This is a genomic window from Micromonospora sp. A202, assembly GCF_006715105.1.
Classification (GTDB): domain Bacteria; phylum Actinomycetota; class Actinomycetes; order Mycobacteriales; family Micromonosporaceae; genus Micromonospora; species Micromonospora zamorensis.
Genome location: NZ_VFMP01000001.1, coordinates 6,571,587 through 6,591,156, shown reverse-complemented (window position 1 = coordinate 6,591,156; position 19,570 = coordinate 6,571,587). Strand labels below are relative to the sequence as shown.

19 protein-coding genes are annotated in these 19,570 nt (G+C 70.8%); 4 read left to right on the top strand and 15 right to left on the bottom strand.

The features are described from left to right. Nucleotides 1–89: 89 nt before the first annotated feature. The 5 genes from FBZ33_RS30565 to FBZ33_RS30545 all read right to left on the bottom strand — a co-directional run bounded on the left by FBZ33_RS30565 (nt 90) and on the right by FBZ33_RS30545 (nt 5,414). Nucleotides 90–1,316, bottom strand: a complete 1,227-nt coding sequence (locus tag FBZ33_RS30565; protein WP_141911858.1) for an LCP family protein — start codon at nt 1,314–1,316, stop codon at nt 90–92. A gap of 76 nt (nt 1,317–1,392) precedes the next feature. Next, nucleotides 1,393–2,370 carry an NAD-dependent epimerase/dehydratase family protein gene (locus FBZ33_RS30560; protein ID WP_141911856.1) on the bottom strand — a complete coding sequence of 326 codons (978 nt, stop codon included), beginning with the start codon at nt 2,368–2,370 and terminating at the stop codon, nt 1,393–1,395. Nucleotides 2,371–2,450: 80 nt separating this feature from the next. After that, the gene (locus FBZ33_RS30555) at nt 2,451–4,142 is read right to left on the bottom strand and encodes a cation acetate symporter (protein WP_141911854.1); all 1,692 of its coding nucleotides are present in this window, start codon (nt 4,140–4,142) and stop codon (nt 2,451–2,453) included. Beyond that, a complete protein-coding gene (locus FBZ33_RS30550) occupies nt 4,120–4,485 on the bottom strand; it encodes a DUF485 domain-containing protein (RefSeq protein WP_088950720.1) in 366 nt (121 codons plus the stop codon). The genes FBZ33_RS30555 and FBZ33_RS30550 overlap by 23 nt, the downstream gene beginning before the upstream one ends. Nucleotides 4,486–4,661: 176 nt before the next feature. Then, nucleotides 4,662–5,414, bottom strand: a complete 753-nt coding sequence (locus tag FBZ33_RS30545; RefSeq protein ID WP_141913032.1) for a flavin reductase family protein — start codon at nt 5,412–5,414, stop codon at nt 4,662–4,664. A gap of 512 nt (nt 5,415–5,926) precedes the next feature. Between FBZ33_RS30545 and FBZ33_RS30540 the strand changes: the two genes are divergently transcribed. Together FBZ33_RS30540 and FBZ33_RS30535 are read left to right on the top strand one after the other, a co-directional pair. Continuing rightward, on the top strand, nt 5,927–6,712 hold the full coding sequence (locus FBZ33_RS30540) for a helix-turn-helix transcriptional regulator (protein ID WP_141911852.1): 786 nt from the start codon (nt 5,927–5,929) through the stop codon (nt 6,710–6,712). After that, a complete protein-coding gene (locus FBZ33_RS30535; RefSeq protein ID WP_141911851.1) occupies nt 6,709–6,915 on the top strand; it encodes a DUF397 domain-containing protein in 207 nt (68 codons plus the stop codon). Before FBZ33_RS30540 ends, FBZ33_RS30535 begins: the two co-directional genes overlap by 4 nt. Here FBZ33_RS30535 and FBZ33_RS30530 read toward each other — a convergent pair. Together FBZ33_RS30530 and FBZ33_RS30525 are read right to left on the bottom strand one after the other, a co-directional pair. Beyond that, on the bottom strand, nt 6,912–8,606 hold the full coding sequence (locus FBZ33_RS30530; protein WP_141911849.1) for an ABC transporter permease: 1,695 nt from the start codon (nt 8,604–8,606) through the stop codon (nt 6,912–6,914). The two genes, FBZ33_RS30535 and FBZ33_RS30530, sit on opposite strands and share 4 nt — an antisense overlap. Beyond that, nucleotides 8,591–9,355: an ABC transporter ATP-binding protein gene (locus FBZ33_RS30525; protein ID WP_099849376.1), complete on the bottom strand. Its 765-nt coding sequence runs from the start codon at nt 9,353–9,355 to the stop codon at nt 8,591–8,593. The genes FBZ33_RS30530 and FBZ33_RS30525 overlap by 16 nt, the downstream gene beginning before the upstream one ends. A gap of 273 nt (nt 9,356–9,628) precedes the next feature. Between FBZ33_RS30525 and FBZ33_RS30520 the strand changes: the two genes are divergently transcribed. Together FBZ33_RS30520 and FBZ33_RS30515 are read left to right on the top strand one after the other, a co-directional pair. Next, nucleotides 9,629–10,129, top strand: a complete 501-nt coding sequence (locus FBZ33_RS30520; protein ID WP_141911848.1) for a SigE family RNA polymerase sigma factor — start codon at nt 9,629–9,631, stop codon at nt 10,127–10,129. Then, nucleotides 10,122–10,973, top strand: a complete 852-nt coding sequence (locus FBZ33_RS30515) for a hypothetical protein (RefSeq protein ID WP_141911846.1) — start codon at nt 10,122–10,124, stop codon at nt 10,971–10,973. Before FBZ33_RS30520 ends, FBZ33_RS30515 begins: the two co-directional genes overlap by 8 nt. A 42-nt stretch (nt 10,974–11,015) precedes the next feature. Here the strand turns inward: FBZ33_RS30515 and FBZ33_RS30510 are convergent, their stop codons facing one another. The 8 genes from FBZ33_RS30510 to FBZ33_RS30475 form a co-directional block, all read right to left on the bottom strand. After that, on the bottom strand, nt 11,016–12,656 hold the full coding sequence (locus FBZ33_RS30510) for a cation acetate symporter (RefSeq protein WP_141911844.1): 1,641 nt from the start codon (nt 12,654–12,656) through the stop codon (nt 11,016–11,018). Between the two features lies 1 nt (nt 12,657). Next, nucleotides 12,658–13,071 (bottom strand): hypothetical protein, encoded by a 414-nt coding sequence (locus tag FBZ33_RS30505; protein WP_231927173.1) that lies wholly within the window; start codon nt 13,069–13,071, stop codon nt 12,658–12,660. Nucleotides 13,072–13,115: 44 nt separating this feature from the next. After that, nucleotides 13,116–14,858, bottom strand: a complete 1,743-nt coding sequence (locus FBZ33_RS30500) for a DUF4153 domain-containing protein (RefSeq protein ID WP_141911842.1) — start codon at nt 14,856–14,858, stop codon at nt 13,116–13,118. Beyond that, nucleotides 14,855–15,937: a cell wall metabolism sensor histidine kinase WalK gene (locus FBZ33_RS30495; RefSeq protein WP_221629568.1), complete on the bottom strand. Its 1,083-nt coding sequence runs from the start codon at nt 15,935–15,937 to the stop codon at nt 14,855–14,857. Before FBZ33_RS30495 ends, FBZ33_RS30500 begins: the two co-directional genes overlap by 4 nt. Beyond that, nucleotides 15,934–16,611, bottom strand: a complete 678-nt coding sequence (locus FBZ33_RS30490; protein WP_141911840.1) for a response regulator transcription factor — start codon at nt 16,609–16,611, stop codon at nt 15,934–15,936. Before FBZ33_RS30490 ends, FBZ33_RS30495 begins: the two co-directional genes overlap by 4 nt. Before the next feature lie 196 nt (nt 16,612–16,807). Beyond that, complete coding sequence (locus tag FBZ33_RS30485; protein ID WP_141911839.1) at nt 16,808–17,470, bottom strand: DUF5701 family protein; 663 nt, start codon at nt 17,468–17,470, stop codon at nt 16,808–16,810. Nucleotides 17,471–17,534: 64 nt separating this feature from the next. Beyond that, entirely contained in the window at nt 17,535–18,296 is a 762-nt protein-coding gene (locus tag FBZ33_RS30480) for a LytTR family DNA-binding domain-containing protein (protein ID WP_088950711.1), read from the bottom strand. A 23-nt stretch (nt 18,297–18,319) separates the two neighbouring features. Further along, nucleotides 18,320–19,546, bottom strand: a complete 1,227-nt coding sequence (locus FBZ33_RS30475) for a sensor histidine kinase (protein ID WP_141911837.1) — start codon at nt 19,544–19,546, stop codon at nt 18,320–18,322. Nucleotides 19,547–19,570 lie beyond the last annotated feature (24 nt).

The window sequence follows — 19,570 nt, the reverse complement described above, 5'->3', positions numbered from 1 at the left end:
ATCTTCCCGGATTCAGTCGATCGTCGCCACTCGATGACCCGAACGGCGGGTTCGCCGTCGGGCCGTCGGCAGCGGGGTGCCCGCCTCGGTCAGCCGCCGGCGTTGCCCTTCGGCGGGTTGGCCTTGACCCAGTCCGCCATGGTGTCCGCCGACATGGCCTTGTACATGGCAAGCGCCTTCTCCCGGTCCGAGACGACCACCGACTCGCCGTTTCTCGTCTCGCTGCCCGAGTTCGGGCTGGTCACAAAGGTGAGGTTCTGGCCGCGCAGGTTGCGGAACTGCAGCGCCATGTCTGTAACCGAGAAACCCTGGTCAACGGTTACGGCCGCGGTCACCGACTGGAGGAAATCGTTGAGCTTCTTCGGGTTCGCCAGCGTGCCGCTGCTCGCCGCCTTGTCCATCAGCGCCCGAAGGAACTCCTGCTGGTGCCGCATCCGGGCGAAGTCCCCATCCGGGAACTGCTTACGCTGCCGGATCCAGTCCAGAGCCTCCGCGCCGTCCATGTGGTTTGTGCCCTTGGTGAACGTCCGGTACGGCTTGTGGATCGAGGTGACCGTCCGCTCCACCTTCAGGTCCACCCCGCCGAGGGCGTCGGTGACCTCCTTGAACCCGCCGAAGTCGATCGCCATCACATGGTCGATCCGCACGTCGGTGAAGCACTCCACGGTGCGTACCGCCAGCGGCAGCCCGCCGAACGCGAACGCCGCGTTGATCTTCGCGCGCTCACCGGAGTCGCAGTCCGCGCCGGCGCTCTCCGGGATCGGCACGTAGAGGTCACGCGGAATGGAGACCAGGTAGGCCTCCTGGTGGTCGGCCGGGATGTGCATCACGATGACCGTGTCGGCGCGCCACTCACTCCTGGCGTCGACAGGCGCGTCCGGGTCCCGTGAGTCGCTGCCGACCAGCAGGATGTTCAGCGCGCCGTCGACGGCCTTGACCGGCCGGCCACCGGTGATCTCCGCGAACGGGTCGGTGCGGGCCAGGTCGTTGTTGAGGTTGCGGGCGTAGAGCCAGGCCCCCACGCTGCCGAGCAACGCCAGCACCAGCACCGCGACCCCGGCCACCAGGGCGATCCGACCCCAGCGCGGTCGCGGGCCACGCCGACCGGAGCCGCCGGCACCACCCGGACCGCCGGGCCTACGTGGCCCCGCCGGGCCGCCGGGCCTGGGCTCATCCTCGTCGTACGACGGGTAGAAGCGTGCCTCGGTCGGACGGGCACGCCCGGAGGCGCCCCGGTCGGGGCCGGGCACCGACGCGCGCCCGGCGCTGCGGTGCAGGTACGGATGCGGGACGCCGGCAGACGAAGTCGCGGACATGTAACTCAGGGTACGTAGCGGGAGCCACCGCCGCCTTCAGGCGACACTCAGCGGCAGGCGGTACGCGGTGAACTGGTTACCCTAGCCGTGCCCGGAAGTGCTCAATCGTGCGTCGCAGGCCATCTTCGGGCGCGACCGTCGGCTCGTATCCGAGCAGTTCACGGGCGAGCGTGAGATCGGGGCGGCGCATCTCCGGGTCGTCCGAGCTGCGGGTGACGTAGGTCACCTCGGAGCTGCTGTCGGAGAGCGACACGATCAACTCGGCGAGTTGCCGCATGGTCAGCTCGTGCTCGGTGCCGCAGTTGACCGGGCCCGTCTCGGTCGAGTCGAGCAGCAGCAGGATGCCCCGCACCAGGTCCTCGACGAAGCAGATGGACCGGGTCTGGTTGCCGGTGCCGTGCACGGTGATCGGCTCGCCGCGCAGCGCCTGGGAGATGAACGTGGGGATGGCGCGGCCGTCGTCCGGGCGCATCCGTGGGCCGTACGTGTTGAAGATTCGGACGATCGCCCCGTCGAGCCCGCGGTAGCGGTGGTACGCCATCGTCGCGGCCTCGGAGAAGCGCTTGGCCTCGTCGTAGACGCTGCGGACCCCGATCGGGTTGACGTTGCCCCAGTAGGTCTCGCGCTGCGGGTGCTCCTTCGGGTCCCCGTACGCCTCGGAGGTGGAGGCCATCAGGAACCGGGCGCCGTCGGCGACCGCGCGCTCCAGCAGGTGCAGCGTGCCCACCGAGCCGACCCGGAGGATCTCCACCGGCAGTTGCGCGAAGTCGGTGGGGCTGGCCGGCGAGGCCATGTGCAGGATCGCGTCGAACCGCTCGGCCAGCGCCGGGTGGTCGGTCGGCAGGCCGTCGGAGAGGTCCGCCTCGACGAGCGTGAAGGTGGGCCGGTCCACCAGGTGGGCGATGTTCTCCTTGGAGCCGGTCACGAAGTTGTCCAGCGCCACCACCGTGCAGCCCCGGGTGATCAGGGAATCCACCAGGTGCGACGGGACGAAACCGGCGCCGCCGGTGACGAGAACGCGGTGACCGGAACCGAAGCGCTCAGCAACCTTCATGCCAGTCAGCCTACCGACTCCCATTTGCACGAAGAGACCCCCTGTTGAGCACAGGGGGCCTCTCGTGACGAGCGCTCGGATCAGTGGGCGCCGGAGCCCGTGAGGGCCCGCACCTCCAGCTCCGCGTACTTGTCCTCGTCGTGCTCCTTCGAGATGACGGTGCCGATCCACCCGCACAGGAAACCGAACGGGATGGAGAGGATGCCCGGGTTGGACAGTGGGAACCACTGCCAGTCGTGGTCCGGGAACATCGACGTCGCCGCGCCGGAGACCACCGGCGAGAAGAACACCAGCAGCACGGCCGAGACCAGACCGCCGTAGATCGCCCACACCGCGCCGGAGGTGTTGAACCGCCGCCAGAAGAGGCTGTAGAGGATCGCCGGCAGGTTGCCCGAGGCGGCGACCGCGAAGGCCAGCGCCACCAGGAACGCCACGTTGAGGTTCTGCGCGAAGATCGACAGGGCGATCGACACCGCGCCGATCACCAGGGCGGAGATCCGGGCGACGCGTACCTCCTGCCGCTCCGACGTGTCACCCCGCTTGATGACGTTGGCGTAGAAGTCGTGCGCCAGGCTGGACGACGAGGCCAGTGTCAACCCGGCGACCACCGCCAGGATGGTGGCGAAGGCGACCGCCGCGATGATCGCCAGCAGCGCCGCACCACCCAGTTCGCCGCCGAAGAAGTCGATTCCGAGCGCTTCGGCCAGCTGGGGCGCCGCGGTGTTGCCGGCCTTGTCCTGCGCGGTGATCGCCGCGCTGCCCACCAATGCCGCCGCACCGAAGCCGAGGGCCAGGGTGAGCAGGTAGAAGGTGCCGATGATGCCGATCGCCCAGAGCACGCTCTTACGGGCCGCCTTCGCGGTGGGTACCGTGTAGAAGCGGATCAGGATGTGCGGCAGACCGGCGGTGCCGAGCACCAGGGCGATACCCAGCGACAGCAGGTCCACCTTGTTGTAGAAGGTCTGCGTCGAGTTGCCGGCGACCTCGACCCCGTACCGCAACCCGGGTTCGAGGAACGCGCTGCCCTTGCCGGACGCCTCGGCGGCCTGGCCCAGGAGTGCCGACAGGTTGAAGTTGAACTTCGCCAGCACCAGGATCGTCATCAGCAGCGCGCCGCCCATGAGCAGGAACGCCTTGACGATCTGCACGTAGGTGGTGCCCTTCATGCCACCCACGGTGACGTAGATGATCATCAGGGCGCCGACCATGATGATGGTGGCGATCTTCGCGGTGGATGCGTCCATGCCGAGGAAGGTCGTCCCCGGCCGGATGCCGAGCAGCAGCGCGACCAGCGCGCCGGCGCCCACCATCTGCGCGAGCAGATAGAAGATCGACACGGTGATGGTGGAGACCGCCGCCGCCGTACGCACCGGACGCTGGCGCATCCGGAAGGCCAGCACGTCGGCCATCGTGTACCGGCCCGAGTTACGCAGCAGCTCCGCGACCAGCAGGAGGGCCACCAGCCAGGCGACCAGGAAGCCGATCGAGTAGAGGAAGCCGTCGTAGCCATAGAGCGCGATGATGCCGGCGATGCCGAGGAACGACGCGGCCGACATGTAGTCGCCGCCGATCGCCATGCCGTTCTGGAAACCGGAGAAGGACCGGCCGCCCGCGTAGAAGTCGGTTGCCGTCTTGGTCTGCCGGCTGGCCCAGATCGTGATGGCCAGGGTCACCGCCACGAAGACCAGGAACAGCGTGATGGTCAGGTTGCGGGCGGTGTGATTGCCAGCCTCAGCCGCGAGGAACGTCTCAACCGCGTGAACCGTCTTCACGGGTCACCTCCCCGATCTCGGCGCGGATCCGGTCGGCGATGGGGTCGATCTTCCGGTCCGCGTACCGGGAGTAGAGCCAGGCGATCAGGAACGTGGAGACGAACTGGAGCAGGCCGAAGACCAGCGCGACGTTGATGTTGCTGCCGAACAGCTTCGTGCCCATGAAGTCCCGGGCGTACGCGGAGAGAATGACGTAGAGCGCATACCACAGGAAGAACGCGACGGTCATCGGGAAGACGAAGCCGCGCAGCGCACGCCGCAGCCCGGCGAACTCGTCCGACCGTTGTACGGCCAGGTACTTGTCCGACTGGGAAGCGGCCGGAGCGGGTGTGTCCGTGGACATCTGTGGATCACCACCTTCACAGGCGTCAGAGGGAGTTTCGCGCACCGTAAAGAGCGCGCTCCCCGACGGGGAAGGCCGAGATCGACGTCGGTCGTCGAGTGCGCCGAGCGGTTGCCTGGCTGCGCCGAGTGACTCAGATCACCCCGGTGACCGGTCGGTCCCCGGGGGTCGCCCGTTCAGCTCGGCAGCTCGTGGTACCGACCGCGATAGTGCAGCAGCGGAGCGGCCTCCTCGGCCAGGTCGACAGCCTCGATGGTGGCCTCCACCAGCAGGCCCCAGCCGTACTCCCGGGCGGTGTCCAGCCGGCAGGCGGCCCAACCGCCCGCGTCCGCCGGCACCGGCCCGTAGGGCGTCTCGATCCACGTGTCCGCGGCGAAGAGCCCGCCCGGAGAGGGGAACAGGCCGGCGAACCGGTCGGCGAGCTGCCGGTGCGGCGGCCCGAGCGGCGTGACCGCGAACCGGCCCGCCTCCTCGGCTGCCGCCCAGAAGTCGGACTCCGCGTCGATCAGCCCGACCAGCCGGTCCGGCTCCCCCTCGGCGACCAGGGTGGACGACACCGTGAGCCCGGCCGGGCCGGGGGCCGTCCAGAGAGTCACCGGCGCGGCGAGCCGGCCGCGCAGTCGACGTACCGGCGATCGCTGCCCGCTCGGCACCGCGAACGGGTCGGTGGAATGGATCTCGGCGCCCGGCTCATGATTCACGTGAAACATTGTGCCGCCCCGGGCCCTCGCCCAACCAAGGAAGCGCTCGTGCAGGTCGGCGGGGCGCCCGTTGAGGCGGGCGAGTTGATCGCCCGCCTCCGCCATCGCCGAGCCCAGGTAGACCAGCAGCCCCACGCGGTCGTCTCGGTACTCGGCGAGCAGCGCCAGCCGCGCCGGCTGACACGGCCAGAGCGCGCCGCAGCCCCGACACCGCCACAGCGGCCGCATTGGCAGGTGCGGGCGGCTCACCGATGACGCTCCACGTCACGCTCCAAGATCCGAGCAACTTCCCGGATGTTGCTGCCTCCGACACGCGGGAGGCACCAACAACCCTGATGTTGCGCGGATCTTGGCCACGAGCACTCGGTGCGGGCGGCCGCGCCGGTGGCACGACGCTTCCGGACGGCGTCGGCGGGTGGTCGATTCGGCGGGCCTGCCGACCGCTCCGATCCGGTCGCGCCCGGCACGGCCGCCGGTGCCGCAACCTTCCTTTTCCGGTACGACCACCGTGCCCCGTTCCTGCCACGGATGAACCCGAACATGGCTGATCTCCTCCCGGTCGACGAGGGCCGCCCCGATCGGGGGGATGACCAGGGCGGCCCGAACGCAGGACCGGACGCCGGGACATCGCCTCCACCGGCCGGGCCGCGTGTCATCCACCCTGGACTGAGGGGCGCGGAGAGGGGAGGATGCCAGGGCTTACTACGCAGCGGGGTCACGTACTTACCGGAGAGGTAAGGATGAACGTCGAGATGTGGGTCCGGGCGTTGAAGGCCGCCCGAGCCGGGGCCGAGATCTCCCAGGAGGCGTTGGCGACGCTGACCAAGTGGAGTCCATCCACGGTGGCCGCCATCGAGACCGGCCGGCGTCGGCCGACCATGGAGTTCGCGGTGGCAGCAGACGAAGCCCTAGCCACCGGCGGCCTCCTGGCTGAACTGTTGCGGGCCGCTGATCGGCAGCGGCTGCCGACGTGGTTCGTTCCGTGGCGCAACCATGAGGAGCAGGCGATCCGGCTCTGCGAATTCGAGCCGTGCCTGATTCCGGGACTCCTGCAAACCGAGGACTATGCCCGCGCGGTCATTTCCGCTGGTGGTCTGAATCCGACCAAGTTGGTGGACGAGTTGGTTACGGTTCGGATGGATCGACAGCAGTTGTGGCAACGGGCAGAGTCGCCGCAATGCGTCTTCGTCTTGGACGAGACGGCTCTACGCCGCCCGATCGGCGGACCGGCGGTACTGGACGCTCAGCTTGGTCGGCTGATGGAACTCGCCGTCATGCCAAACGTCAGACTGCACGTCGAGCCGCTCGACGCCGGAGCCCATGTCGGATTGACAGGCGGATTTCTGCTCGCTGAACTGCCCGACGGTGAACGGGTCACCTATGTCGAAGACGTGGCTCGCGGACACGTCATCGACGACCCGGACGTCGTGCGTCTGATTGGTCGGAAATGGGATAGCCTGCTCGGCGAAGCGCTCTCCACGAGCGCCTCGCTGGACCTGATCCGGAAGCTGAAGGTGACGCCATGACCGTTCCTCAACCCCGCTGGCGGACATCGACCAGGTCCGGCGACACGGGTGGAGCCTGCGTCGAGGTGGCGGACAACCTGCCGGGCGTCGTTCTGGTCCGGGACAGCAAGGACCGCTCCGGCCCGACCCTCACCTTCGCTCCGGCCGCTTGGCGTGGCTTCGTCGCCGACGCTGCCCTGGCCCCCAGCCGACAGACCGGCTAGCGGCGTGGGGTGACAGTGGCCAGCAGCTCCGGCTGCCGTCGGTCCAGCACGTCGCCGGCCAGGTACGCCCCCAGCAGCGCCGCGCCCAACCCGTACGCGGCACCGACCGGCAGGGCCAGCCAGAGCCACGCGTCGCCGAGCAGCGCGGCGGCCACCACCATCGGCACCGCGGCGACCGCCGAGGCGAGCATCGCCAACAGGGTGAGCAGCCCTTTTGCCAGGCCCGCACCGCTGTTCATGGCGAACGGGTTGCTCGTCTCCGGCAGCGAGTACGCCCCGAGCACCGAGATCAGGCTGTTCACCGCCAGCCCGGCGCCGTAGGTGGCGACCAGGCCGCCGATGGTGAGCCCGATCCACTCCGGTCGGCTGAGCAGAAACGACAACACCACCGCGACGACGCCCAACATCGGCAGCACGTACAGCGAGAAAGCCGTCATCCGGGCCCGCAACTCGACCTGGCCGGGAACCCCGGCCACCACGTTCGCCGCGTACGCGCTGCCGTCGAAGCCGAACTGGTTGGCCAGGGTGACGGCGGCGAGCACACCCACGAGGAGCATGGAGATGGTGACCACGACCGGTGAGCTGTCGCTGGCGGCCGCAGTGACCCCGGCACCGTCCTCGAATGCGAAGTCCCCGCCCGTAACGTTGATCAAAACCGGCACGAAGATGCCGACCACCGCGATCGTGATCAGGTTGGCCCGGCGGCGCGCGTCCCGCCACCAGTAACGGGCCTCCCGGGCGACCAGTGCGCCGAACCGGTCCCGACGGGCCCAGCCGGCGACCTTGGGAAAGAGTTGGGCGATCGCGCCGCCGGTGACACCGCGTTGTACCGGAGCCTTACCGGCGCTCGCCGCACCCACCATCGCCGACTCCAGCGACCGCGACCACCACGCCAGCAGGGCGCCGAGCGCCACCACCGTGATCAGCAACTTGACCGGGGCCGCCCACACCCGCCCCTGGGCGACGTCGATGCCGGCGGTCCACGGCGCGCCGAACGGCGTCCAACCGATCACGGTCGCCACACCGGTCAACCGGGTCCAGTCGGCCTCCCGCAACGCGGCGAGACCGAACACCTGCAACGGACCGAGCAGCGCGGCGGTCACCGCCAGCAGCACGGCCGCCAGGTCGCGGACCCGACGGGACCGCAACATGGTCGCGAAGGCGCTCGTCACCGCCCGGCTGGCGGCCACGCAGAGCAGCAGCCCGGCGATCACACCGACCACCGCCACCAGCCCCGCCGACCAACCGCCCAACGACCAGGCGGTGAGCACCAACCCGAACGACGCGATCAGCACCGCCAGCACCGGCACGCTCACCAGAGCCGCCGCGAACAGGCCGGTCACCAGAGTGCGGCGGGGCAGCGGCAGCAGCGCGAACCGGGCCGGGTCCAGTGTCTCGTCCACACCGAAGAAGACCAGCGGCAGGAGCAGCCAACCAAGCACCAGCAGCCCACCGCCCGCCGCCGCGACCAGCACCGCGTACTGGCCATCGCCCGTCAGGCCGGGCAGGGCAAAAAGGAAGAAGCCGCTGGCGGCGAACCAGAGGCCGAGGAACACGCCACCGATGAACAACGCGATCCGCCAGCCCTGACCACGGAAGCTGTTGCCCATCACCCGCAGCTTGAGCCGTACGAAGTGCCGGGCGGAGACCGTGCGTACGGGCGCGGCGTCCGTGCTCACCGGGACAGCCACGACAGCTCCTCGCCCGTCGCGGTGCGCCCGCCGACCACCTCGACGAAGACCTGCTCCAACGAGCGCTCACCACGGACCTCGCCGATCGTCCCGACCCGCTTGATGGTGCCGCTGGCCAGGATCGCCACGTGCGAGCAGAGCCGCTCGACGACCTCCATCACGTGACTGGAGAACACCACAGTGCCGCCGCCGGCCGCGTAGCGGGTGAGGATGTCCCGGATCAGCGCCGCGGAGACCGGGTCGACCGCCTCGAACGGCTCGTCCAAGACCAGCACCCGAGGGCCGTGCAGCAGCGCGCAGGCCAGGCCGATCTTCTTCTTCATGCCCGCCGAATAGTCCACCACCAGCGTGCGACCGGCGTCGCCGAGAGCCAGCACGTCCAGCAGCTCGGCAGCCCGCTGGTCGACCACCGCCGGGTCCATCCCCCGCAACAAACCGTTGTACGCCAGCAGCTCCGCCCCCGTCAGCCGGTCGAACAGGCGCACACCGTCGGGCATCACGCCGAGCAGCCGCTTGGCGGCCACCGGGTCCTGCCAGACGTCCTGCCCGAGCACCCGGGCCGAGCCGGCGTCCGGGCGCAACAGCCCGACCGCCATCGACAGGGTCGTCGTCTTGCCGGCGCCGTTCGGGCCGAGCAGGCCATAGAAGGAGCCGGCGGGGACGTCCAGGTCGACGCCGGCCACCGCGATCGTGCCGTCGAACCGCTTGGCCAGGCCACGCAGTGCGAGCGCGGGGTGCTCAACAGTCATGCGCCGACGTTATCCGTCGAAAGCCAGTTCCGCCGTCCGGCGACGGGCGGACCCGCGATCATCCCCGAGGCGGACGAGGATCGCGCCGATCTTGCAGCTTCGGTTGCCGAAATGACTTCATATGACCCTTGTGTCGGGACAGGAAGTGCAAGATCGCGGAACGAGCTCGGCAACCTCGTTCCTGCCAACTCCCACTCTCCGTGCCCATCCTGATGCAACCGGCCGTCGTGCTGGCGGGTGACAGTGGCAGGAGCGACAACGGGGGAGGGGACATTGGACAGAGACGACGGGTTCGAGGATTTCTATCGAGCCACCAGACACCGGGTCGTCACAGTGCTGTACGCGCTCGGTGGCGACATCCACGAGGCGCAGAACGCCGCGCAGGAAGCGTACGTCCGGGCCTGGCAGCGCTGGCAGCGCATCGGCGAGTACGGCGATCCGGAGGCGTGGGTACGCGGCGTGGGGCACCGCCTCCTCATGAACCGATGGCGCAAGATCCGCAACGGTATCCGCGCAAACCGGCGGCACGGTCCGGCCACTGCCGTGGGACCACCCTCGGAGAACACCGTCGCGCTGGTCGCGGCGTTACGTCGATTGCCGCTGGAGCAACGCGAGGCGATCGTCCTGCACTACCTGGCGGACCTCTCGGTCGCTGACATCGCGACTCAGATCGGTGTGCCGCTCGGCACCGTCAAGGCCCGGCTTTCCCGGGGCCGCCAGGCCATGGCCCCCATGCTCGGCACCACCCTCCCCGAGGAGGTCAGCAATGCCTGATCAGTTCTTCACCGACATCTACCGCGACACCGAGCACCTGACCTGGGCACCGACCGAACAGGTGCGGGAGCACGGCCGGCGGCGGACCCGTCGGACGAGGATCGTGGCGACGCTCGCCGGAGTGGTGGCGGTGGCCGTGGTGGCCACCGGAGCGGTGGCGCTGGCCGGCGGCCGGGAGGGGGCGCCGACACCGGTGCTGCCGGCGACCGGATCACCCACCCCGACACCGACGCCGTCAGCCACCCCGACCCCGTCTCCGACGCCCTCGACCCGCAACACCCCCGGCGCACCACCGTCGAGCCCGTCGACGACCAGCGGCAGCCCGTCGAATGGTTCCACCAGCCCGGCCATCCCAGCGGAGGCGCTGCTGCGTGCGTCGGACCTCCCGCGCGGTTTCCGGGCGGCCGGAAGTGACCTGGACGGTGACTGGTCGTTCAATTTTGCTGCCAGCAATGCCTGCGCGGACACGCCGACGCTGTCGGCCAAGGAGCGCGCCGAGCGGGGTGCGGTGTTCGGGAAACCCGATGCGTCATCGGTCATCGAGCGGGTGCGGCGGTACTCCCTCAACGGCGCGAAGGCCACCATCGCCTGGGCCCGGACGGTGACCGAATGCGAGCCGAGGGACGAGTACAGTTCGTTGTCGATCGCCGACTCGGGATTCGCCGGGGACGGTTCGCTCCTGATCAGATTCGACGGCTCCGGCTTGATCAGTTACACGCTCTTCGTCCGACAGGGTGATCTGGTGGCGGAGGTCTGGCTGGGCAGCCTGACCAACAAGACGGAGGCCCGACGGCTGGCACAACGGGCAGCCGACCGACTCTGCGCCGGCACCGACGCCTGCTGAGCGGACCGTTGGCCGGGACAGCCGGTCTCGACAGATTCGCGCCTACATGCGGAGGGCTTCCGGGGTGTGTAGGCGGAGCATGGTTGCGGCGATGTCGGCCGGGGCTCGCCGGCGGGTTGCCATCGACACGGCGATCATCACGGTGAAGGCCAACGGCACCGTCCAGGCGGCCGGCTGGGTGGTGAGCGTGGCCGGCCAGCCGGACAGCGGCGGACCCAGCACCGTCACCAGCACCGCGCCGATCGCCGCCCCGCCGCCGACCAGCACACCGGCGGCGGCGCCCAGGTCGGTCAGGCCACGCCACCAGATGCCGAGCACCAGCAGCGGGCAGAAGCTCGACGCGGCGACCGCGAAGGCCAGCCCGACCACCTGCGACACGTCCAGTCCGGAGACGTGCAGCGCCAGCACCGTCGGCACCGCTCCGGCGATCACCGTGGCCAGACGGAAGCCGCGTACCGAGCCTCGGCCGAGCACATCCGTCGAGATCACCCCGGCGACGCTGGTCAGCAGCCCGGACGACGTGGAGAGGAAGGCCGCGAACGCGCCCGCCGAGACCAGCGCGGTGAGCAGCCGCCCGACCGTCCCGTCGCCGAGGGCCGCGCCGGGCAGCAGCACCACCACCGCGTCGGTCTGCCCGCTGACGAGCAACTGCGGGGTGTAGATCCGGCCGAGCACCCCGTACAGGGTGGGCAGCAGATAGAAGGCACCGACCAGGGCCAGCACGACCAGGGTGGTCCGGCGGGCCGCCGCGCCGTCGGGGTTGGTGTAGAAGCGGACCAGCACGTGCGGGAGGCCCATGGTGCCCAGGAACGTGGCAAGGATCAGCGAGTACGTCCCGAAGAGCCCTCGGTCGTCGTCACCCGCGGCGCTGGGCAGCAACCAGTCGCTGGCGTCGGCGGCCACCCCGGACACGTCCGGCACCGGATCGCCGGCGGCGAAGGTCAGCTCGTCGCCGGGGCGTACCTCCCGGATCTCGCCGTCGGGCAGGGTGAGGGTCGCGCGGTGCTCGACCACGACGGTGGTCGCGACCCGGAACGTCGGCCCGTCGGGCGGGGTCACCGCCGGGCGGCCGTCGGCCTGCCACTGCAACGCCAGGAAGATCACCGGTACGGCGAGCGCGGTCAGCTTGAGCCAGTACTGGAACGCCTGCACGAAGGTGATCGCCCGCATCCCGCCCAGCGCCACGTTCGCGGTGACCACGGCGGCCACCAGCAGGGCGCCCACCGGGTACGGGGAGCCGGCCACCGTTGCCAGCGTCAGCCCGGCGCCCTGGAGCTGCGGCACCAGGTACAGCCAACCGATGAAGATCACGAAGGCGGTGGCCAGGATGCGCAGCCGGCGGGACCCCAGCCGCAGCTCGCAGAAGTCGGGCAGGGTGAACGCGCCGGAGCGGCGCAGCGGTGCCGCCACGAAGAGCAGCAGGGCGAGGTACCCGGCGGCGAACCCCACCGGGTACCAGAGCACGTCCACGCCGTCCTTGAGGACCAGGCCGGCGATGCCCAGGAAGCTCGCCGCCGACAGGTACTCCCCGCCGATCGCGGCGGCGTTCCACGTTGGGCTGATCGCCCGTGACGCGACCAGGAAGTCCGACGTGGTCCGGGCCAGCCGCAGCCCGTAGAAGCCGATCCCGACGGTGACCAGGGTGACCGCCACGATGGCCGGAACCACGAAATCGTTGCTCACCTCAGCGCTCCGGCCGCTGCACCAGGTCGCTGAAGTCCTGCTCGTTGCGCTCGGCCAGCCGCACGTACGCCCAGCCCACCCCGATCAGGAACGGGAAGGAGGCAACCCCGAGCAGCAGCCACGGCAGGTTGACGCCGGCGATGGTGGTCCGGCCCAGCGACGGCGCGATGGCGAACAGCCACGGCAGCCCACCCAACCCGATGACCACCACCAGCGAGAGCCGCAACGCCAGCGCGAGTTGGGCCCGGACCAGGCCGCGGACCAGCGCCTCACCGACCTGGGTCTGCTGGGCCAGCTCGGCGCGGGTCCGTTCGGCGCGGGTGTCCTGCCGGGTGATCTCGGCCAGCACGATCCGAGCCCGCCGGGGCGGCGGTACCGCACCGCCGGACCCCACGTCAGGGAGTTGCTTGGCCACCCCGGCAGTCTCGCCCGCCGCGCGGGATTGTCAAGCTGCTCCGCTCACCAGGACCGGCCACCGTTGCAGTCGGCCCGCGCGGTCAGCGGGATGCTGCTGAGTTCACGCCGCGCCCGATCCCGGCCGAGGTTCGTCCCCCACAGGCCGTCCGAGGGCAGCTCGGCGGCGATCTGCCCCAACGCGCAGACGCGCATCGGCTCGGGCAGCCGGGCCAGTGCCGGTACGGCGTCCGCCGACAGCCCGGACAGGTAGGTGACGTCCAGCCGGCCGGTCTGCAGGTACCGGTCGACGTTCCGGTCGGCGATCAACCGGTCCGGGTTCACCAGGGCCAGTCCGAGCAGGGCCAGCACCGCCGTGCCGATCACCAACCGGGGCAGCCAGTCGGCCCGCAACCGCACCACCGCCACCCCGACCAGCACGAAGAGCAGCCCGAGCCAGAGTTCGATGGTCGCCACCACGAGCCGTAGCCGGGTGGCGCCGTAGGCGTCCGCGTAGACCTGCATCCGGTAGAGGGCCGAAGCGACGATCACCAGGGTGAGCCCGGTGAGCGTGCCGAGCAGGACGCGCACCAGCAGGCGGTCCGCCCGGGTGGCCTTCGGTGCCCGGCGGGCGGCGATCGCGATCACCAGCAGGGTGAGTGCGGTGACGGCGAGCAGCTGCCAGAACCCGCCGCGGGCGTACTGGGCGTAGGTGAGCCCGGCCGTGCGCAGGACGTGCCCCGCGCCGCCGAACAACACCGTCAGCTGGACCAGCACGAACACGCTGAACAGGGCGACCAGCAACACCAGCGGGAGGGTCCACTCCAACCGGTGAGCCGGTCGGGGTGGTGTCGGGCGCAGCCCCTCCAGATCGGGTGGACGGCTGACCAGGAACGCGCCACCGAGCAGGGCTCCGCCGATCAGCGCCAGCCGCGCCAGCCAGCCGAGCACTCCGACCGACGAGATGTCTGGCAGCAGGCCGGTGACCAGGTTCTCGAATACCGCGTCGGCGGAGGAGAAGAGCAGACCGAACAGCAGCAGCAGGCCGGCCGAGATTGCCAGGCTGGTCAGGATGCGCCCGACCGCGATACCGGAGGTGGCCGGCTGCCCGAACCGCAGCCCGCGTACCGCCCAGGGGAGCGCCCGTACCGTCGCGGCGGGCGGCAGCGTCGCGGCGACCAGCATCCCGAGCGGGCTTCGCCCACCGGTCACCGCGAGCGTCCCGGTCACCGCGGCCGCGAGCAGGCACAGGGCGAAGAGCCAGCCGGCAGCCCGGACCGTGCCGACGGCGACCAACGCGACCGTCGCGGCAGCCCAGGCGACCTGTGCCGCCCGCCCCGGTGCCCCCGTGGCACCGGGACGGGCGGTGGCCGCCGCAGCTGGCGGAGCCGGCGTGGCGGTCGGTGTCGCGGCGACCGTTCCGGGGCTCGTCGGCCCGGATGGTGCCGCGGTCGTGGGGGTGTTCGTCGGAGGCGTGGCGGTGGTGTTCAGCGCGGCGGTGACAAGGGCGGCGGTGCCGGCCAGCGCGGCCACCAGCCAGCCGAGACCGGGACGAACCATCGTGAGCGTGGACGCGCCGACGACGGTCGCCGCCGTCAAGGCCGCGAGGACCAGAGGTCGGGCGGAGCCGGACGGCCCTGGCCAGCGGCGCGCGATCAGTGACGGCGGCCTGGGCAGGGCCGGCGTGACCGGCCACGGCTGGGGCCGACCGGTGGCCGCCGGGGCAACCATGCCGGGTCGTACGGGCGGGGGGATCTGCGCTCCGGTCGGCCCGGTGGCCGGAACGGGAACGCTGCCAGGGCTGGTCATGCGGCCTCTTTTCGGTGTGGCCCGTCGATCGGGATGGTGACCTGGATGCGACAGCCGGGCTGGTCTCCCCGGTGCGGTCCGACCGGATCGAGGACCCGGATCTGGCCGCCGTGCAACTCGACGACCCATCGCGCGATCGCCAGACCGAGACCCGTCCCGCCGCCGGCCGCGCGGTCGCCGCGGGTGAACCGCTCGAAGACCCGGGAACGCTCGTCCGCCGGAATGCCCTGGCCCTCGTCGCTCACCTCGAACCGGAGCTGGTCACCGTGTTCCTCGGCGCTGACCCGCACGACGCCGCCGGGTGGGCTGTGCCGCGCCGCGTTGTCGAGCAGGTTCGCGAACACCTGGTGCAACCGCCACGGGTCCGCGTCGACCGTCAGCGGTGTCAGCAACTCGCGAAGCTCGAAGTGCACATCCATGCCGGCGCCGGACGCGCTGGCCGTCGCGTGCTCCACCGCCTCGTCCAGGAAGTCCCACACGTCCATCCGTACCCGGCGCAGCGGCACCACCCCGGCGTCGAGGCGGGACAGGTCGAGCAGGTCGGCGACGAGGTGTCCGAGCCGTTCGGTCTGGGCCAGCGCCGAGCGCAGCGCCGCGGGCTCGGGATCGGCCACCCCGTCCACCATGTTCTCCAACACGCCCTGCAACGCGGTGATCGGCGTACGCAGCTCGTGTGAGACGTTGGCGATCAGCTCACGCCGGCGCTGGTCCGCGGCATGGAGGTCGGCGGCCATCTTGTTGAACGCCTGGGCCAGCTCACCGACCTCGTCGCGGGAGGTGGCGCGTATCCGTCGTGTGTAGTCGCCCCGGGCCATCGCGCCGGCCGCCGCCGTCATCTCCCGCAGCGGCGACGTCATCCCGTGGGCGAGGACCTGGGAGGTGAGCAGGGCGACGGCGATGGCGGTCGCCGAGGTCACCGGTGGTGGCCAGCCGATGCCGTACGAGAAGTACCCGAGGCCGGCCGCACCGGAGACGACCAGCAGCACGCCCAGTTTCAGCTTGATCGAGCGCACCGGATCCAGCGGGCGGGGCAGCAGTTCCAGCACCCGGTCCAGACGGGTGGGCAGGGCGGCGGTCACGACGGCAGCTCCAGGGCGTAGCCGACCCCGTGCACGGTGCGGATGAGATCGGCGCCCAGCTTGCGGCGTAGGGCCTTGATGTGGCTGTCCACCGTGCGGGTGCCGCTCCCGTCGACCCATCCCCAGACATCGGAGAGCAGCCGTTCGCGGGGAAGCACCGTGCGGGGCCGCCCGGCGAGGTGGACCAGCAGGTCGAACTCCGTCGGCGTGAGGTGCACGTCGGCGCCGTCCCGGCGGACCCGCCGCTCGGCCTCGTTGATCTCGATGTCGCCGAGGCGGATGGCTGGCGGCGCGGGGGTGGCGGCCCGATCCACCCGGCGCAGCAGGACGTGCACCCGCGCGGCCAGCTCCCGCATCGAGAAAGGCTTGGTGAGGTAGTCGTCCGCACCGACCGCGAGCCCCACCAACAGGTCCGTCTCGTCGTCGCGGGCGGTGAGCATCAGCACCGGCACCGCACGGTCGGCCTGGATCCGCCGGCACACCTCCAGGCCGTCGAAGCCGGGCAGCATCACGTCCAGGACGACGAGGTCCGGCTGACCGTTGCGAAACTGCTCGACCGCGCTGGGCCCGTCCGCCGCGATTTCCACGCTGAAGCCCTCGGCGCGGAGGCGGGCGGCAATGGATTCGGCGATGGTCCGTTCGTCCTCGACCACCAGTACCCGGCGTTGCGTCATGGGTCTCGACTGTAGGGAGCCGCCGTGGAGATCAGTGGGTGGCGTTGTGAATAACCTGTGGAGAACCGTTCACGGCTGTGGATAACTGCCTTGTGGACTGGACATGCGGGAAGTCGGGGCATCCGGGCGGGCCGGATGCCCCGACTTCCAGGAATCCGAGTCGATCGAGGCCGGGCCTGGTGGCACCGGCCGCCGGTCACTCCAGACCGATGCGCTCCGGGCGGGCGGAGGCGGAGCCGAGCCAGGTGTGCGGGTTGCCGTACCAGCACCAGCCCAGTTTCGGCGCGCCCTGGCTGATCCAGAGCGCAGGCACCCGCTTGTCGCCGCATCGGGACCCGACGAGCGAGAAGCACCGGTTGCTCGCCAGCGCGGCCGGGTGCAGCGTGACGAAGGCCAGACCTTCGTCGATGGTGAGCGGCAGCCGACCCTGGGCGGTGATCCCCTCCATGGCGGTGGCCGGGGCCAGGTTGCGGAACTCCTCGCCCCGGTCGACGTCGAAGAGCAGGTACGCCGGTCCGGCCGGCACCTCCAGCTCCTTGATCGGGTCGAAGCGCGGCAGGTCGTCCTCGGCGTAGTGGCGGTCCAGGATGCCGGGCTTGCGTTTGCCGGCCAGCGTGGTGAGCTCCAGTCGTTCCTGCACGCCGACCAGGTCGCGGGTGATGACCAGCAGGAAGGGCACCCGGGCGTCGGTGGGGGCGGACAGCCCGTCGGCACCCTCGATCGCCCTCGCGCGCAGCGGCGCGACCAGGTCGCGGAAGGCGCTCTCGGGCAGCCCGGCGAGGGCGGGGTAGCCGAGCTGGACCAGTCGGTCGACCTGACGGTCGAACTCGGTCTCGGCGTCGAACGGGGAATCGGTCACGGCAGCCTCCGGAAGTCGTACGGCTTAGCGTACAACGTACGACAGCTGTCGTCTCATTCCCGGATCAGCGACTCCAGTCCTGCTTCGCGGCCCTGACCAGCTTGTCCTTCAGCTCCCGGGTGTGCCGCCGGCTCACCGGCAGCTCGGTGGAGTCGATCACCACGACGTAGCCGGAGTTGACCAGCCGCAGCTCTGCGATCAACTTCAACTGCACCAGGTACGACCGGTGCACCCGGACGAAACCGGCATCCGCCCAACGCTCCGCCAGTGTGGCCAGCGAGACCCGCACCAGGTGCGACCCCTCGGCGGTGTGCAACCGGGCGTAGTCACCCTGCGCCTCCACCCACCGCACCGCCGAGCGGGGCAGCATCCGCGTGGTGCCGGCCAACTCGATGGGGATGGTCGGGTCCTCCTCGGCGCGGGCCAGCGCCGCCGGGTGCGACGGCACCACCCGCGACCCGATCACCCGACGCAGTGACTCGGCCAGCCGGTCGGCGCGAACAGGTTTGCGCACGTAGTCGGTGGCACCCAGGTCGAAGGCGTCCACGGCGCCGTCGTCGTACGCGGTGACGAAGACGATCGCCGGCGGCCGGGCGAACCGGCGCAGCACCCGGGCCAGCTCCATCCCGTCCAGCCCGGGCATCCGGATGTCCAGGAAGACCACGTCCACGTCACCGTCCCGGAGCAGCCGCAGCGCCTCCGTCGCGTCACCGGCCGTGTGCAGCCGGGCCACCCGAGGGTCGGCCCGCAGGTGGTACGCCAGCTCGTCGAGTGCGGGCGGCTCGTCGTCCACCGCCAGCACCCGCAGAAAACCGGACGCGTTCACCGCACCCGTCCCGCTTCGCTCGCTCACGACCCTGCCCGTACGCCGGGGTGGAACTTCGGCACCCGCATGCTCACCTTCGTGCCCGAGCCCAGCCCGGTCTCCACGACCAGGCCGAACCGATCCCCGAAGACCGACCGCAGCCGCTCGTCGACGTTGGAAAGACCGACGTGCTGGCCCGTGTCGTCGCCCGGGTCGCCAGTGCCGCGGGCCAGCTCGGCGATGCCGGCGGTCAGCGTGGTCGGATCCATTCCCACTCCGTCGTCCTCCACCGTGATGTGGCATTCGGCGCCCGCGTCCCGGGCCTCGATGCTCACCATGCCCGTGCCCGGCTTGCGGGACAACCCGTGGCGAACAGCGTTCTCCACCAGCGGTTGCAGGCAGAGGAACGGCAACGTCACCGGCAGCACCTCCGGGGCGATCTGCAACCGCACCTGCAACCGGTCGCCGAATCGAGCCCGTTCGATGGTGAGGTAGCGGTCGATCGAGCGCAGCTCCTCGGCAAGGGTGGTGAACTCCCCGTGCGCCCGGAAGGAGTACCGGGTGAACTCCGCGAACTCCAGGATCAACTCGCGGGCACGCTCCGGGTCGGTGCGGACGAACGACCCGATCGCGGTCAGCGCGTTGTAGATGAAGTGCGGGCTGATCTGCGCCCGCAACGCGCGGATCTCGGCGCGGGCCAGCCGCTCGCGGGACGAATCCAGCTCGGCCAGGGCGAGCTGGTTACCGGCCCAGTGCGCCGTCTCCAGGGTGGCCTGCACCAACCCCGGCGGTGGTGGGCCGTCGGCGATGGCGACCAACGCGCCGACCACCCGGCCGTCCGCCCCCTGCAACGGCGCGACCACCGCCCCTCGGATCGGGCAGTCGACCCGGTCGCAGTGCAGCTCCTGCTCACCGAGCACCGTCGAGCGGCCGGTGTCCACAGTCCGCTGGGCCGCCGCGAGCAGTTGCTCGCCGTGATGCGTGCCGCGCCCGTCGAGGGCCAGCAGCCGGTCGGCGTCGGCGAGCGCCAGCCCGGCCGCGCCCACCAGAGCCCGCAGATGGCGTACGGCCTTCGCGGCGCCCGCCTCGCTCAGCCCGGCTCGCAGCGGCTCGGCGGCCAGACCGGCGGTGTGCAGCACCTCGTAGGTGGCCCGTTGGGTGGCGGTGGCGATGCCCCGGCGAGCCCGCAGACGCAGCACCGCCAACAGGGCGGCGGTCAGCGCGGTGACGAGAGACACGACGCCGACCACGGCGGAGAGGTTGGCAGCCACGCAGCGATCCTTGCCCCTGCGGGC